This is a genomic window from Pseudomonas sp. p50(2008), from assembly GCF_015351605.1.
Taxonomy (GTDB): Bacteria; Pseudomonadota; Gammaproteobacteria; order Pseudomonadales; family Pseudomonadaceae; genus Aquipseudomonas.
Map to the genome: position 1 here is coordinate 553446 of NZ_JACMYF010000003.1, position 14742 is coordinate 568187.

Consider the following 14742-nt stretch of genomic DNA (forward strand, 5'->3'; position numbering starts at 1 on the left):
TCACTGCAACGGCTCGCCGCCCAAGGCTAAAGCCGGCCGATATTCAGACACATGAACGGGCAAAAGCCTCATTCAGAGCGGATTAGTAACAGGGAGTGACAAAGCGCGACGAACTTACGTGAGGGTTTCGATCATAACCGCTATAATCGCCGCCTTTTCATCAGGCTATACGATTCCCGACATGAGCCAATCCAGCGAGCTTGTTCAATCAGCACAACGCACCATCCGCCTCGAACTGGAAGCCGTACAAGGCTTGCTTCCACGTATCGATGCAGATTTCGTACGCGCGTGCGAGATGATTCTGGCCAGCAAAGGCCGCCTAGTCGTAGTCGGCATGGGGAAATCCGGGCACATCGGCACCAAGATCGCTGCCACGCTCGCCAGTACTGGCACCACGGCCTTTTTCGTGCACCCGGCCGAAGCCAGTCACGGCGACATGGGCATGATCACCCGTGACGACGTCATCCTTGCCCTGTCCAACTCCGGCTCGACCTCCGAGATCGTGACCCTGCTGCCCCTGATCAAGCGCCTGGGCATCCAGCTGATCAGCATGACCGGCAATCCTGACTCGACGCTGGCCAAAGCCGCCGAGGTCAACCTCAACGTCCACGTCGAACATGAGGCGTGCCCGCTGAACCTGGCGCCCACGTCGTCGACCACTGCCGCCCTGGTCATGGGTGACGCGCTGGCCGTCGCATTGCTGGAAGCACGCGGCTTCACCGCTGAAGACTTCGCCTTTTCCCATCCAGGTGGCGCCCTTGGCCGTCGTCTTCTGCTCAAAGTGGAAAACGTCATGCACGCGGGTGAAGCGCTGCCGCAGGTTCCGCGCGGCACCCTGCTGAAGGACGCCTTGATGGAAATGACCCGCAAGGGCCTGGGAATGACCGCGATCCTGGAAACCGACGGCACACTCGCCGGGATCTTTACCGACGGTGATTTGCGCCGCACCCTCGACCGCGCCATCGACATCCATAATGCAACCATCGACCAGGTCATGACGGTTCACGGCAAAACCGCACGCGCCGACATGCTGGCCGCGGAAGCCCTGAAAATCATGGAAGACCATCGAATCAACGCCCTGGTGGTCGTGGACAAGGAGGACCGTCCGATCGGCGCCTTCAACCTCTCCGACCTGCTCCGCGCGGGAGTCATGTAATGAGTACCGATCTGCTGCAACGCGGCAAGAACATCAAGCTGGCGATCTTCGACGTCGATGGTGTCCTGACTGACGGACGCCTTTACTTCCTTGAAGATGGCAGCGAATTCAAAACCTTCAGCACCCTCGACGGCCAGGGCATCAAGATGTTGATGGCAGCCGGCGTTCAGACCGCTATCATCAGCGGTCGCAAGACTCCGGTGGTTGAGCGCCGGGCAAAAAATCTCGGCATTCCCCACCTCTACCAGGGTCGCGAAGACAAACTGGTGGTGCTTGACGAGCTTCTTGCCCAACTCGGCCTAAGCTATGAACAGGTCGCCTACCTCGGCGACGATCTGCCGGACCTGCCGGTGATACGCCGCGTAGGCCTGGGCATGGCAGTGGCCAATGCCGCCAGTTTCGTGCGCGAACATGCTGATGGCGTCACTCATGCCCGTGGTGGTGAAGGTGCCGCTCGCGAATTCTGCGAATTGATCCTGCGTGCCCAAGGCCGCCTTGATGCGGCGAACGCTGCATACCTGTGAGCCCATTATGCTGAGCAAAAAGTTTCGCAACATATTGGTGTTCGGTTGCATCGCGGCGATATTTGCCGCGGTCGGCTACTGGAACATCAGCCCGGAACGCTTCCTCGACAAGCCTCCGACCAATACAGAAGAAAGCCCTATCGATTGGTATGCGACCAACACTCACACGCTGCAATACCTCGAAGACGGCAAAGTGCAGTATGAAATGACCTCGGAGAAAGCCGAGCACGTGAAAGCCACGGACATTACTCTGGTTACCAAACCCGACCTGAACATGTACCGCGGTACAGATTTTCCATGGCACGTCACCAGCGAACGCGGTGAAGTGAACTCAGGCGGCACCGAAGTCGAACTGATTGACAACGTCCGCGTCAAACGCACCGACGAGAAGAATCGCGACACCTTGATCACCAGTACTCGCATGACGGTGTTCCCGCAGGAGCAATATGCGCAGACCGAGCAACCCGTTAGAATCGACGGCGCCGGTGGCGTCTCGACTGGTACGGGAATGAAAGCGTATTTGAAAGAAAGCAGGATACACCTGCTATCGAACGTAAGAGGACAGTATGAGGCTCGTTAAAACCCTCCCTATTTTGCTCAGTCTGGGCGCAGCACTGGGAAGCGTGAGCGCCTGGGCTCTGCCGAACGATCAGCAACAGCCAATTCGCATTCAGGCCGACGATGCCCAACTGGACGACAAGAACGGTGTTGCCACTTACACCGGCGACGTGATCATCACCCAAGGGTCGATGAAGGTTACCGGTAACAAGGTAACCATGACCCGCGCGCCGAATGGCGACATCGACGTGGTGACCTCGGTCGGCAACCTGGCTTACTTCGAGCAACTGCAAACCGCCGGCGATGCCAAACCCGTTCAGGGCTGGGGTGTGACCATCCAGTACCACGCCACGCAAAACCGCGTTGTACTGATCGACAAGGCCAAGGTCATCGACAAGGACAACAACGTCACTCAAGGCGAGAAAATCGTCTATGACACCGAGAAAAAGCTGGCGAGCGCTGGTCGCGCTACAGGTAGCAAGGTGACCGAGTCGCGTCCACGCATTGACATGGTGATTCAACCTAAAAAGAAAACCGACGAGCAGAAGGCCCAGTAATGGCAACTCTGAAAGCTCAGCATCTGGCCAAAGCCTACAAGAGCCGCCAGGTTGTGCGTGATGTCAGCCTGTCCATCGACAGCGGTCAGATCGTCGGTTTGCTCGGGCCCAACGGCGCCGGCAAGACCACCTGCTTTTATATGATTGTCGGCCTCGTGCAGGCCGATCAGGGCCGTGTACTGATCGATGACCTCGACGTCAGCCATCAGCCAATGCACGGCCGAGCCAAGGCCGGTATCGGCTATCTTCCGCAAGAGGCGTCGATCTTCCGCAAACTGTCGGTGGCCGATAACATCATGGCGATCCTCGAGACCCGCAAGGAACTCGACAAGGCGGGCCGCCGGAAGGAGCTCGAAAGCCTGCTTCAGGAATTTCACATCAGCCACATTCGCGACAACCTCGGCATGAGCCTGTCCGGCGGTGAACGTCGCCGCGTGGAGATTGCACGCGCGCTGGCCACCAACCCGAAATTCATCCTCCTCGACGAACCGTTCGCCGGCGTGGACCCGATTTCGGTGGGTGACATCAAGCAGATCATTTATCACCTCAAGGCCAAGGGCATCGGCGTCCTGATCACTGACCACAACGTCCGTGAAACCCTGGATATTTGCGAAACGGCGTATATCGTCAACGATGGCCAACTGATTGCCGAAGGCGACTCCGCCACGATCCTGGCCAACGACTTGGTCAAGGAAGTGTACCTGGGGCACGAGTTCCGCTTGTAAGCGCGGAAGTGCCTGGTCATTCGTCCGAGCGCTCGTACCGATAAAAAATCAACGTTTTTTTATTGTTACAGCGCTCTAGGCAAACGCTGCGGTTTCGGGCATATAATTTGCTTATGTTTGGCGCCTCGGCGCCCTGTAGTGGATGGCGCAAGCGCGCCGGCGAATAAGGTTTAAGCCCCTGCCATGAAACCATCGCTAGTCTTGAGAATGGGCCAGCAGCTGACGATGACACCTCAGCTGCAACAGGCCATCCGCCTTCTCCAATTGTCGACCCTGGACCTGCAACAGGAAATCCAGGAGGCTCTGGAGTCCAATCCGATGCTCGAACGCCAGGAAGAAGGCGACGACTTCGACAACGCCGATCCTTTGGCCGACAAAGCCGAACAGCAACCTAACGCCGATGTTTCGGAACCCTCCTACCAGGAAACCGCCCCTACGGTGGACAACCTCGAGGAAGGTGACTGGAACGAGCGCATCCCTAACGAATTGCCTGTTGATACCGCGTGGGAAGACGTCTACCAGACCAGCGCCAGCAGCCTGCCTAGCAACGATGACGACGAGTGGGATTTCACCACCCGCACATCCGCCGGCGAAAGCCTGCAAAGCCACTTGCTATGGCAACTGAACCTGGCACCGATGTCCGACACTGATCGCCTGATCGCCGTGACCCTGATCGATTGCATCAATAATCAGGGCTATCTGGACGAAACCCTCGAGGAAATTCTCGAAGCCTTCGACCCGGAACTGGACATCGAGCTCGATGAAATCGAAGCCGTCCTGCACCGCATCCAGCAATTCGAACCCGCCGGCATCGCCGCCCGTAACCTGGGTGAATGCCTGCTGTTGCAACTGCGCCAGTTGCCCGCCAAAACCCCTTGGCTCGCCGAAGCCAAGCGTTTGGTCACCGATTACATCGACCTGCTGGGCAGCCGTGATTACAGCCAGCTGATGCGCCGCATGAAGCTGAAGGAAGACGAACTGCGCCAGGTGATCGAACTGGTTCAGAGTCTTAATCCACGCCCGGGCTCGCAAATCGAATCCAGTGAAGCCGAATACGTCGTTCCTGATGTGATCGTGCGCAAGGACAACGAACGCTGGCTGGTCGAGCTCAACCAGGAATCGGTGCCTCGACTGCGGGTCAACGCCCAATACGCCGGCTTTGTTCGCCGCGCCGATACCAGCGCAGACAACACCTTCATGCGCAATCAGTTGCAGGAAGCTCGCTGGTTCATCAAGAGCCTGCAAAGCCGCAACGAAACGTTGATGAAAGTAGCCACCCAGATCGTCGAGCATCAGCGCGGTTTTCTGGAGTATGGCGACGAAGCCATGAAACCGCTGGTACTGCATGACATCGCTGAGGCGGTGGGCATGCACGAGTCGACGATTTCACGGGTAACCACGCAAAAATTCATGCATACCCCCCGGGGCATTTATGAACTGAAATATTTTTTCTCCAGCCACGTCAGCACTTCCGAAGGCGGCGAATGCTCTTCCACGGCGATCCGCGCGATCATCAAAAAACTGGTTGCCGCGGAAAATCAGAAAAAGCCGTTGAGTGACAGCAAGATCGCTGGTTTACTGGAGGCACAAGGCATTCAGGTGGCTCGCCGCACCGTCGCCAAGTACCGCGAATCCCTCGGGATCGCGCCTTCGAGCGAACGTAAGCGGTTGATGTAAGCCACGCCACAGCGTTCCAGTGGTAGATCATCTGATCTACCGCTTTATGCACTGGCAACGAAGGAGAAGCTGTATGCAAGTCAACATCAGTGGACACCAACTGGAAGTGACCGAACCCCTGCGCACCTATATCGGCGAAAAACTCGACCGGTTAGAGAGGCATTTCGACAAGATCACAAACGTGCAAGTCACGATGACTGTCGAGAAGCTGCTGCAGAAAATCGAAGCCACGCTGCATATCCCCGGCGGAGAAGTGGTCGCCAACGCAGAGCATTCAGACATGTATGCCGCCATCGACCTGCTGACCGACAAGCTGGATCGCCAACTCAAAAAGCATAAGGAAAAGACCCAGAGCCTCCTCCAGGGCGCAACCGGTCGTTAACACTCCCAACCCATGATCCGACTTGAAAGCATCCTGACCCCCGGCCGTTCCCTCGTGAACGTGCCGGGCGGCAGCAAAAAGAAAGCCCTCGAGCAAATTGCCAACCTAATCCACCGCGAAGTGCCGGATCTGGCCATGCAGGATGTCTTCGAGAGCCTGGTCGCCCGTGAAAAACTCGGTTCTACCGGTTTTGGCAACGGCATCGCGATCCCCCACTGCCGCCTCAAAGGCTGCGAAAGTCCAATCAGTGCATTGATGCACCTGGACGCCCCCATCGATTTCGACGCCATCGACGGCGCTCCGGTTGACCTGCTGTTTGTTCTGCTGGTCCCGCAAGCCGCCACCGATGCGCACCTGGAGCTACTTCGTCAGATCGCCAGCATGCTCGATCGCAAGGAAGTGCGCGAAAAACTGCGTAGTGCCTCGAGCAATGAAGCCTTGTATCAGGTTGTCCTGGACGAGCAGAACGGTCAGTAATCATGCGCTTGATCATTGTCAGTGGCCGTTCCGGCTCAGGTAAAAGTACCGCGCTCGATGTCCTTGAAGACAACGGTTACTACTGCATCGACAACTTGCCCGCAGGGCTTCTGCCTGAATTGGCCGAACGCGCACTGATTCACACGGAACTGGCGCAACCGCTGGTGGCCGTGTCCATCGACGCGCGTAACCTGCCGAGCCACCTGTCGCGGTTTCCAGAGCTGCTGGAAGAAGTCCGCAGCCGACACATCAAGTGCGATGTGTTGTACCTGGACGCCGACGAGGAAACACTGCTCAAGCGTTTTTCGGAAACCCGTCGCCGGCACCCGCTGAGCAACGCCAATCGCTCGCTGGCCGAGGCGATCTCCGACGAAACCAATTTACTGGGCCCTATCGCCGACCTGGCTGACCTCAAGGTCAATACAACTAACCTGAACCTGTATCAGCTGCGCGACACCATCAAGCTGCGGCTGCTCAATCAGCCTGAGCCCGGCACGGCGTTCCTGGTGGAGTCTTTCGGGTTCAAGCGTGGCATGCCGGTGGACGCCGACCTGGTGTTCGATGTGCGCTGCCTGCCCAATCCGTACTGGAAGCCCGAGTTGCGCGAGCAGTCCGGGCTGGACCAACCAGTTGCCGACTACCTGGCAGCGCAACCGGACGTAGAGGAGATGTTCCAGGACATTTCCACCTACCTGCTCAAATGGCTACCAAGATTTGCCGCGAGCAACCGCGCGTATGTCACCATCGCTATTGGCTGTACCGGCGGGCATCACCGCTCCGTCTACCTGACCGAACGCCTGGGTCAGACCCTGCAACAATCCCTGAAGAACGTCCAGGTCCGCCACCGCGACCTCAGCTAAAGGATTCACATCGCGATGCCTGCTCTGGAAATCGAAATTATCAACAAGCTGGGCCTGCACGCTCGCGCTTCTGCAAAATTTGTCGGCGTTGCCGGGCAGTTCAAGGATTGCACGATCAGAGTAGGACGCACGCCGGAATCAACGGTTGACGGCAAAAGCATCATGGCAATGATGATGCTGGCGGCCGGCAAGGGGACCAAAATTTACATCAGCACCGAAGGCGAAGATGAGCAAAAGGCGCTTGATGATCTCAAAGCGTTGATCAACGACTACTTCGGCGAAGGCGAGTAAAGCCAAAAGATCTTTAACCTCAGGCCAGCGCCGTATCCATCACCATCATCAGACAAAACCCGATCAGCAACCCAAGGCTGGCCAGCTTGTCGTGACCGTTACTGCGCGACTCGGGGATGACTTCGTGCGTGACCACCAACAGCATCGCCCCGGCAGCCAGCGCCAGTCCTAGCGGTAGTAGCAGCTCAGCAAGGCTGACCAGCCAGGCGCACAGCAGTGCGAAAACCGGCTCAACCAGCCCTGACGCTGCACCGATCAGAAATGCCCTCACCCTGGACATGCCCGCCCCCGCCAACACCAGCGCGATTACCAGGCCTTCCGGCACGTCCTGCAACGCGATGCCCATCGCCAGGCTGTCGGCATCAGGCATTCCACCACCTGCCGAAACACCGACGGCCATGCCTTCGGGAATGTTGTGGGCGATGATGGCAAACACGAACAACCAGATCCGCGGCGGAATCACCGGTCGCTCCAGCGTGCCGACCAACATTTCCGGACTGGCGCCAGAGACTTTCAGGTCGACCAGATACAACCCGAACGCGCCGAGCATGATGCCAAAACTGATCAGGCCACTGGCGGCCCAAGGCGACAGACCCAGACCTTCAGCAGCAGAGATGCCTGGCACGATAAGCGAGAACGCCGTCGCCGCCAGCATCACCCCGGCACCGAAACCCAGCAGCGTATCGCTCACGGTCTGAGGCATCCGCCGAATGACCAGAACCGGCACCGCGCCCAAGGCCGTACCCAAGGCGCAGATAGCCCCGCCTTGTAATGCGCGCATCAGTTTCGGCTCAAGATCCAGCCATGCCAGCCCCTGGACAAACAACAACGACATGCCAGCCAGCAGTAGTAGCGATCCCAACGCGTAACGAAACATTCGTCCACTTCCGGTCGCCAGTGTTTCAGTGCCCATAATCAGCCCTGGTTGGTATTTATAGAAGACTTAGCTCAGCGCAGCCTGATAGCGCGCTGCGACTTCCGGCCAATTGATCACGTTGTAAAACGCGTTGATGTATTCCGGACGACGGTTTTGATACTGCAGGTAGTAGGCGTGTTCCCAGACGTCCAGGCCGAGGATGGGCGTGTTGCCATTCATCAATGGGCTGTCCTGGTTACCGCTGCTTTCGACGATCAGGGTCTTCTGCGGGGTGACACTCAACCAGGCCCAGCCACTGCCGAATCGAGTCAGTGCGGCTTTGGTGAACGCGTCCTTGAAGCTGTCCAGACCACCCAACTGCTCTTCAATCGCCTTGGCCAGCGCACCTTCAGGTGTGCCGCCACCCTGTGGTGCCATCACTTCCCAGAACAGCGAATGATTGGCGTGTCCGCCGCCCTGGTTGATGACCGCTGCTCGAAGTTTTTCAGGAAGTTGCTGAACGGCAGCCACCAGTTTCTCCACTGGCCACTCGGCGAATTCGGTGCCTTCGACGGCTGCGTTCAGGTTGTTGATATAAGTCTGGTGATGCCTGGTGTAATGGATCTCCATTGTCTTGGCATCAATGTGCGGTTCCAGTGCATCGTAGGCGTAAGGCAATGCAGGCAAGGTAAAAGCCATTTTCAGTGAACTCCATGATGAAGAGACGCAGGTGGATTGGCAGCTGAAGCGGCATCGATGTGCAGCAGGCGATGAGTACGAGGGTATTCACCGTGCTCACTGATGAAGTTCAAAAGCTCGACATAGGTTTTACTGCTTTGACGCAACGCGGCTTCACGCAGCGCCGGTGCCAGTCGCGCGTTCTGCATGGTCTGCAGCAGCCGCTGGTGGATGGCGCACAAGTACTCGGCGCTCTCCTCCGGCTGATTCAGACGCAAATGCAAGTCCGCCAGGTTGTGGTGGGAGATCACGCAGGCCGCAACCGCTTCATCAGCGTCCCGCCAGCGCTCGAACAACACTTGGGCCAGCGCCAATGCCTGCAAGTAGGCCTCTCGGGCATCGACCAGTTCGCCCAGCATGAAACAACGGTTTGCCCTTTCGATCGTGCGTTTCCAATGCTCCATGGTGAGCCTCCAAAGCGATTGCGGTGATTACACGCCGCCTGCAGTGAGCTTCTCTGGATTGAGTAGCTCTTCCAGTTGGCTGCGTGTCAGGTCGGTATGTTCCAAAGCGACATCGATTACCGGGCGGCCCTGCTGATAGGCTTTCTTGGCAATCTCGGCGGCTTTTTGGTAACCAATGATCGGGTTCAGTGCTGTCACCAGGATCGGGTTGCGTGACAGCGCTTCCTTGAGCCTGGCTTCGTTGACCTTGAAGCTGGCAATGGCCTTCTCGCCCAGCAGATGGCTGGAGTTGGCCAGCAGCTCGATGCTGCTGAGCAGGTTCTGGGCGATGATCGGCAGCATCACGTTGAGTTCGAAATTGCCCGACTGACCGGCGATGGTGATCACCGTGTCGTTGCCGATCACCTGGGCGGCGACCATGGCAGTGGCTTCCGGAATCACCGGATTGACCTTGCCCGGCATGATTGAAGAGCCAGGCTGCAACGCTTCAAGTTCGATTTCGCCGAGACCGGCCAGCGGGCCGGAATTCATCCAGCGCAGATCGTTGGCGATTTTCATCAGCGACACCGCCGTGGCTTTTAACTGGCCAGAGACGCTGACAGCAGTGTCCTGCGAGCCAATGAGCGCAAACAGATCCTTGCCCGGCGTAAACGGCACGAGAGTCAGTTTGCTCAGCTGCTCACTGAACCGCGCCGCAAATTCGGGATGGGCGTTGATGCCAGTGCCGACCGCCGTTCCGCCCTGAGCCAGGGATTGAAGGCTTGGCAGCAAGTCCTGCAAGTGGCCGATGTTGGCCTTGAGCTGTTGTGCCCAACCGTTGAGGACCTGGCTCATGCGTACTGGCATCGCATCCATCAGGTGCGTGCGGCCGGTCTTGACGTGGTGATGGACCTCCTCAGCCTTGCGCTCGATGACCTCTACAAGCCGCAACAGCGCTGGAAGCAGTTGCTCGTGCAATGCCAGCGCGGCGCTCACGTGAAGGGTGGTCGGGATGATGTCGTTGCTGCTCTGGCCGCAGTTGACATGATCGTTGGGATTGACCGACTCGCCCAGCAAACGGCTGGCCAGCGTGGCGATCACTTCGTTGGCGTTCATGTTGGAGCTGGTGCCCGAACCGGTCTGGAAGATGTCCACCGGAAAGTGCTGCATGAAGTCGTCTTCGAGCAGACCTTGCGCGGCATCGACAATCGCCTTGCCCTGGGATTCGCTGATTTGCTTGAGCTCAACGTTGGCACGGGCGGCTGCCGCTTTGGCCAGGATCAGCGCCCGAATGAACTGAACGGGCATCGGCTTGCCACTGATCGGGAAGTTGTTCACTGCACGTTGGGTCTGTGCGCCGTAGAGCGCATCTACCGGGACATGCAGCTCGCCCATGCTGTCGCGCTCAATACGTGTCTTGGTCATCAGAAAATCCTTGCACCAGTTCTATGAGGGGAATCGAGGGTTGCAACTCGCAGGTCGCCAGTTGCCAGGTGTAGCTTTGCCAGCGTTTGAGTCGGCATTTGCACAAAGACAGGCGCTCCAGATCTCGCAATGGACGCCAGGCCTGATCCAGACACAGGCTTCGCCAGTGCCACGGCAGCGCCACATCGGCCGCAGTATCGAGCAGGAGACGAAAAGAGGTCTCGGCGATGGTCCAGGGAGAAGTCGCCGTGCAACATGCCAAATACCGGCCTTCAGCCAGGTAATGCTCGATCAGGCGCGGCTCGTCGGGGTCCATTGCGCAACGAATCTGGCGACTCATCCAGCGCCAGCTTTCTTGATAGGGCTGCTCGTGCAAGGCAGAACTCATGATCCGGGGCTCATTCGGTAATGAGATTTATTATTAGATGATAATGAGAACCAACACAACCCCAGCGATATAGCGAGTTCATTGTGGGAGCGGGCTTGCCCGCGATGAGGCCCGTATACCCACATCCATGTCGCCTTACACACCGCCATCGCGGGCAAGCCCACTCCCACAAGGTTTTTCATGAGCCCAAATAAAAAGGCGCGCCACCCAATTGGGTGGTGCGCCTTTTTGGCATTGCGGTAAGGGTTAGCTACCCGCCACCGTCATCCGCTCGATCAATACCGAACCCGTGCGAATGTTGCTACGCAGTTCCAGGTCGTTACCCACGGCAACGATCTGCTTGAACATGTCGCGCATGTTGCCGGCAATGGTGACCTCCTGGACCGCGAACTGGATTTCGCCGTTTTCGACCCAGTAACCCGCTGCGCCACGGGAGTAGTCGCCGGTGACCATATTCAAACCCTGGCCCATCAATTCGGTCACCAACAGGCCTCGGCCCATGCGGCGCAACAAGGCAGCCTGATCTTCGTCGCCATGGGTGACGAACAGGTTGTGTACCCCTCCGGCGTTGGCGGTACTCGGCATACCGAGCTTGCGACCGGAATAGGTACCCAGGATGTACGACACCAACTCGCCCTTTTCGACGAACGGTTTGGCGTAAGTGGCAAGACCATCACCGTCAAACGCCGAGCTGCCCATGGCGCGCATCAAGTGCGGGCGCTCATCGATAGTCAGCCACTCCGGAAACAGCTTCTGCCCCAAAGTGCCTTCAAGGAATGACGATTTGCGATACAGACTGCCGCCGGAAATCGCCGAGAGGAAACTGCCAAACAGACCACCGGCCAATTCCGCGGAAAACAGCACCGGCACTTCGCACGTCGGCACCGGGCGCGCACCCAACCGGCTCGCAGCACGCTGAGCAGCACGCTGGCCGATACTCACAGGGTCGGCGAGCAAATTGCCCTGACGGCTCACGTCGTACCAGTAATCGCGCTGCATCTGGCCGTCGGCTTCGGCGATCATCACGCAGCTCAGGCTGTGCCGAGTCGATGCATAGCCGCCAATGAACCCGTGGCTGTTGCCATAGACGCGGCAGCCCTGGTGCGTACTCAGGGTCGTGCCGTCAGCATTCTTGATCCGGCTGTCCGCTGCAAACGCCGCGGCTTCACAGGTCAGCGCCATCTCGATGGCCTGCTCAGGAGTGATGTCCCATTCGTGGAACAGGTCGAAGTCCTTAAGATCCTTGGCCATCAGCGCAGCATCAGCCAGGCCCGAGGCCTCGTCTTCGGAGGTGTGCCTGGCGATCGCCAGTGCGGCAGCAACGGTTTCGCGAATGGCTTCCGGCCCACTGGCGGAGGTGCTGGCCGAGCCTTTGCGCTGCCCCACGTACAAGGTGATGCCGAAGCCCTGATCGCGATTGAATTCGACGGTTTCGACTTCACGCTGGCGAACCGAAGTCGACAGGCCCTGCTCCAGGGAAACGGCCACTTCGCAGGCACTGGCGCCTTGGCGTTTGGCTTCAGCGATGATCTGCTCGACTTGTTCCTGCAGTGCCGGCAACGCTTGTGGGCCGACGCTTTCAACTGCACTCATGCTGTTCTCCACTCAAATTCTGCTTTCGGCGAGGGTCTTCGATCGACCGGGCCGGACAAGCGGCCCCCGACTGGTTATCATGGCGGCGATTCTTTGCGGACGGCCACCATGGTTGATTCTTACGACGACTCCCTCGATACGGGAGAAAAAAGCAAATCCCAGGTCAAACGCGAGCTGCATGCTCTGGTTGATCTTGGCGAGCGCCTTACAACACTCAAGCCTGACTTGCTGGCAAAACTGCCCTTGACCGACGCCATGCGCCGGGCACTGGCCGATGCGCCCAAGCACACCGCGAATATCGCGCGTAAACGGCACCTTATGTTCATCGGCAAACTGATGCGCGACCAGGACACTGACGCCATTCTGACTCTGCTCGATCAACTCGATGCCTCCACCCGGCAGTACAACGAACGTTTCCATGGCCTGGAACGCTGGCGCGATCGCTTGATCGCGGGCGACGATGCGGTCCTGGAGAAGTTCGTGGTCGACTACCCGGAGGCTGATCGTCAACAACTGCGCTCCCTGATCCGTCAGGCCCAGCACGAATTGGCGACCAATAAGCCACCGGCTTCGAGCCGTAAAATCTTCAAGTACATCCGTGAGCTGGACGAGACTCAACGCGGTCTGCGCTGAGTAACGACCAACCACATCCCCTGTAGGAGCAGCCTTCGGCAGCTCCTATGCGGGAGATGCATGTTTCTTACGATCCTGTGCCACCCACGGTGATCGCATCAATCTTCAACGTTGGCTGGCCGACGCCCACCGGCACCGACTGCCCATCCTTGCCACACGTCCCTACGCCGCTGTCCAGCGACAGGTCATTACCGACCATCGACACCTTGCTCATGGCTTCAGGTCCGTTGCCGATCAACGTTGCGCCTTTGACCGGGGCCGTGATCTTGCCGTCTTCGATCAGATACGCTTCGCTGGTGGAGAACACGAACTTGCCGCTGGTGATGTCGACCTGACCGCCACCCAGATTGGCGCAATAGATGCCGCGTTTTACCGAAGCAATGATTTCCTCCGGATCGCTTTCGCCTGCCAGCATGTAAGTGTTGGTCATGCGTGGCATTGGCAAGTGTGCGTAGGATTCGCGACGACCGTTACCGGTGCGGGCTACGCCCATCAGTCGCGCATTGAGCTTGTCCTGCATGTAGCCTTTGAGTACGCCGTTTTCGATCAACGTGGTGCACTCGGTCGGCGTACCTTCGTCATCGACACTCAGCGACCCGCGACGGCCGGCCAGCGTGCCGTCATCCACGATCGTGCAGAGCTTGGACGCAACCATCTCGCCCATCCGCCCGCTGTATGCCGAACTGCCCTTGCGGTTGAAATCGCCTTCCAGACCGTGACCGACTGCTTCGTGCAGCAGCACGCCGGACCAGCCGGAACCCAATACCACTGGCAATGTACCCGCAGGCGCAGGAATAGCTTCGAGATTGACCAACGCCTGACGCAGCGCTTCACGGGCATACCCCATGGCTCGGTCATCACTGAGGAAATAACGGTAATCGGTACGACCACCGCCGCCGTGACCGCCACGCTCTCGACGCCCGTTCTGCTCGACAATAACACTGACATTGAAACGCACCAGCGGCCGCACATCTGCCGCCAGGCTGCCGTCGGTAGAGGCTACAAGGATGCGCTCCCAGACACCGGCCATGCTCACCGTAACCTGCTGGATACGCGGATCAAGGGCCCGGGTCGCGACGTCGATACGCTTGAGCAATTCGACTTTTTCCGCACGGCTCATCACTTCCAACGGGTTGTCGGGACCGTACAACTGCGCCACATCTTGCGTGGTGAACGCTTGCACGGTGCCGTTCTGCCCAGCGCGGGAAATCGAACGCGCCGCGCGGGCTGCTGCGCCGAGGGCTTCGAGGGTGATGGCGTTGCTGTAGGCGAAACCGGTTTTCTCCCCCGATTGTGCACGCACGCCGACGCCTTGATCTAGGTTGAAGCTGCCTTCCTTGACGATGCCGTCTTCCAGCGCCCAGGACTCGGAGATCTGGCCCTGGAAATACAGGTCCGCGGCATCGATGCCCGGGCCGGCCAGATCCCCGAGCACACCTTGCAGGCTCTCGATGGTGACGCCGCCGGGCGCCAGGAGGTGTTCACTGACTGAGGACAACAACTCGCTCATATGCTTTAC

At 58.5% G+C, this 14742-nt stretch carries 18 protein-coding genes; 11 read left to right on the plus strand and 7 right to left on the minus strand.

The features are described 5' to 3' along the window. The first annotated feature begins 181 nt into the window (after positions 1–181). The 10 genes from H7698_RS11020 to H7698_RS11065 all read left to right on the plus strand — a co-directional run bounded on the left by H7698_RS11020 (position 182) and on the right by H7698_RS11065 (position 7207). A complete protein-coding gene (locus H7698_RS11020) occupies positions 182–1156 on the plus strand; it encodes a KpsF/GutQ family sugar-phosphate isomerase (protein WP_194691402.1) in 975 nt (324 codons plus the stop codon). After that, on the plus strand, positions 1156–1680 hold the full coding sequence (locus H7698_RS11025; RefSeq protein WP_162439256.1) for a KdsC family phosphatase: 525 nt from the start codon (positions 1156–1158) through the stop codon (positions 1678–1680). Before H7698_RS11020 ends, H7698_RS11025 begins: the two co-directional genes overlap by 1 nt. Before the next feature lie 7 nt (positions 1681–1687). Then, positions 1688–2260 carry an LPS export ABC transporter periplasmic protein LptC gene (gene lptC, locus H7698_RS11030; protein WP_162439255.1) on the plus strand — a complete coding sequence of 191 codons (573 nt, stop codon included), beginning with the start codon at positions 1688–1690 and terminating at the stop codon, positions 2258–2260. Continuing rightward, positions 2247–2795 carry a lipopolysaccharide transport periplasmic protein LptA gene (gene lptA / locus H7698_RS11035; protein ID WP_162439254.1) on the plus strand — a complete coding sequence of 183 codons (549 nt, stop codon included), beginning with the start codon at positions 2247–2249 and terminating at the stop codon, positions 2793–2795. The genes lptC and lptA overlap by 14 nt, the downstream gene beginning before the upstream one ends. Beyond that, on the plus strand, positions 2795–3520 hold the full coding sequence (gene lptB / locus H7698_RS11040; protein ID WP_162439253.1) for an LPS export ABC transporter ATP-binding protein: 726 nt from the start codon (positions 2795–2797) through the stop codon (positions 3518–3520). Before lptA ends, lptB begins: the two co-directional genes overlap by 1 nt. Positions 3521–3703: 183 nt before the next feature. After that, on the plus strand, positions 3704–5197 hold the full coding sequence (locus H7698_RS11045) for an RNA polymerase factor sigma-54 (protein ID WP_162439252.1): 1494 nt from the start codon (positions 3704–3706) through the stop codon (positions 5195–5197). Between the two features lie 73 nt (positions 5198–5270). Then, on the plus strand, positions 5271–5579 hold the full coding sequence (hpf, locus tag H7698_RS11050) for a ribosome hibernation-promoting factor, HPF/YfiA family (RefSeq protein ID WP_025211856.1): 309 nt from the start codon (positions 5271–5273) through the stop codon (positions 5577–5579). A gap of 12 nt (positions 5580–5591) precedes the next feature. Continuing rightward, positions 5592–6056, plus strand: coding sequence for a PTS IIA-like nitrogen regulatory protein PtsN (ptsN, locus tag H7698_RS11055; RefSeq protein WP_162439251.1), 465 nt, complete (start codon positions 5592–5594; stop codon positions 6054–6056). A gap of 2 nt (positions 6057–6058) precedes the next feature. Beyond that, a complete protein-coding gene (rapZ, locus tag H7698_RS11060; protein WP_162439250.1) occupies positions 6059–6916 on the plus strand; it encodes an RNase adapter RapZ in 858 nt (285 codons plus the stop codon). Positions 6917–6931: 15 nt separating this feature from the next. Then, positions 6932–7207: an HPr family phosphocarrier protein gene (locus H7698_RS11065; protein ID WP_162439249.1), complete on the plus strand. Its 276-nt coding sequence runs from the start codon at positions 6932–6934 to the stop codon at positions 7205–7207. 19 nt (positions 7208–7226) lie between these two features. Here H7698_RS11065 and H7698_RS11070 read toward each other — a convergent pair whose 3' ends face one another. The 6 genes from H7698_RS11070 to pmbA all read right to left on the minus strand — a co-directional run bounded on the left by H7698_RS11070 (position 7227) and on the right by pmbA (position 12590). Continuing rightward, positions 7227–8120, minus strand: coding sequence for a ZIP family metal transporter (locus H7698_RS11070; protein WP_194691403.1), 894 nt, complete (start codon positions 8118–8120; stop codon positions 7227–7229). Positions 8121–8150: 30 nt separating this feature from the next. Then, positions 8151–8762, minus strand: a complete 612-nt coding sequence (locus tag H7698_RS11075) for a superoxide dismutase (protein WP_162439247.1) — start codon at positions 8760–8762, stop codon at positions 8151–8153. 2 nt (positions 8763–8764) lie between these two features. Continuing rightward, a complete protein-coding gene (locus H7698_RS11080; RefSeq protein WP_162439246.1) occupies positions 8765–9205 on the minus strand; it encodes a hypothetical protein in 441 nt (146 codons plus the stop codon). Between the two features lie 27 nt (positions 9206–9232). Continuing rightward, positions 9233–10609: a class II fumarate hydratase gene (locus tag H7698_RS11085; RefSeq protein ID WP_194691404.1), complete on the minus strand. Its 1377-nt coding sequence runs from the start codon at positions 10607–10609 to the stop codon at positions 9233–9235. Then, the gene (locus tag H7698_RS11090) at positions 10590–10997 is read right to left on the minus strand and encodes a FagA protein (protein ID WP_194691405.1); all 408 of its coding nucleotides are present in this window, start codon (positions 10995–10997) and stop codon (positions 10590–10592) included. The genes H7698_RS11085 and H7698_RS11090 overlap by 20 nt, the downstream gene beginning before the upstream one ends. 246 nt (positions 10998–11243) lie before the next feature. Further along, the gene (gene pmbA / locus H7698_RS11095) at positions 11244–12590 is read right to left on the minus strand and encodes a metalloprotease PmbA (RefSeq protein ID WP_162439243.1); all 1347 of its coding nucleotides are present in this window, start codon (positions 12588–12590) and stop codon (positions 11244–11246) included. A 108-nt stretch (positions 12591–12698) separates the two neighbouring features. Here pmbA and yjgA point away from each other — a divergent pair, with 108 nt between their 5' ends. Further along, positions 12699–13223: a ribosome biogenesis factor YjgA gene (gene yjgA / locus H7698_RS11100; RefSeq protein ID WP_033058015.1), complete on the plus strand. Its 525-nt coding sequence runs from the start codon at positions 12699–12701 to the stop codon at positions 13221–13223. Between the two features lie 67 nt (positions 13224–13290). Here yjgA and tldD read toward each other — a convergent pair whose 3' ends face one another. Further along, positions 13291–14733: a metalloprotease TldD gene (gene tldD, locus H7698_RS11105; RefSeq protein WP_194691406.1), complete on the minus strand. Its 1443-nt coding sequence runs from the start codon at positions 14731–14733 to the stop codon at positions 13291–13293. Positions 14734–14742: the final 9 nt, after the last annotated feature.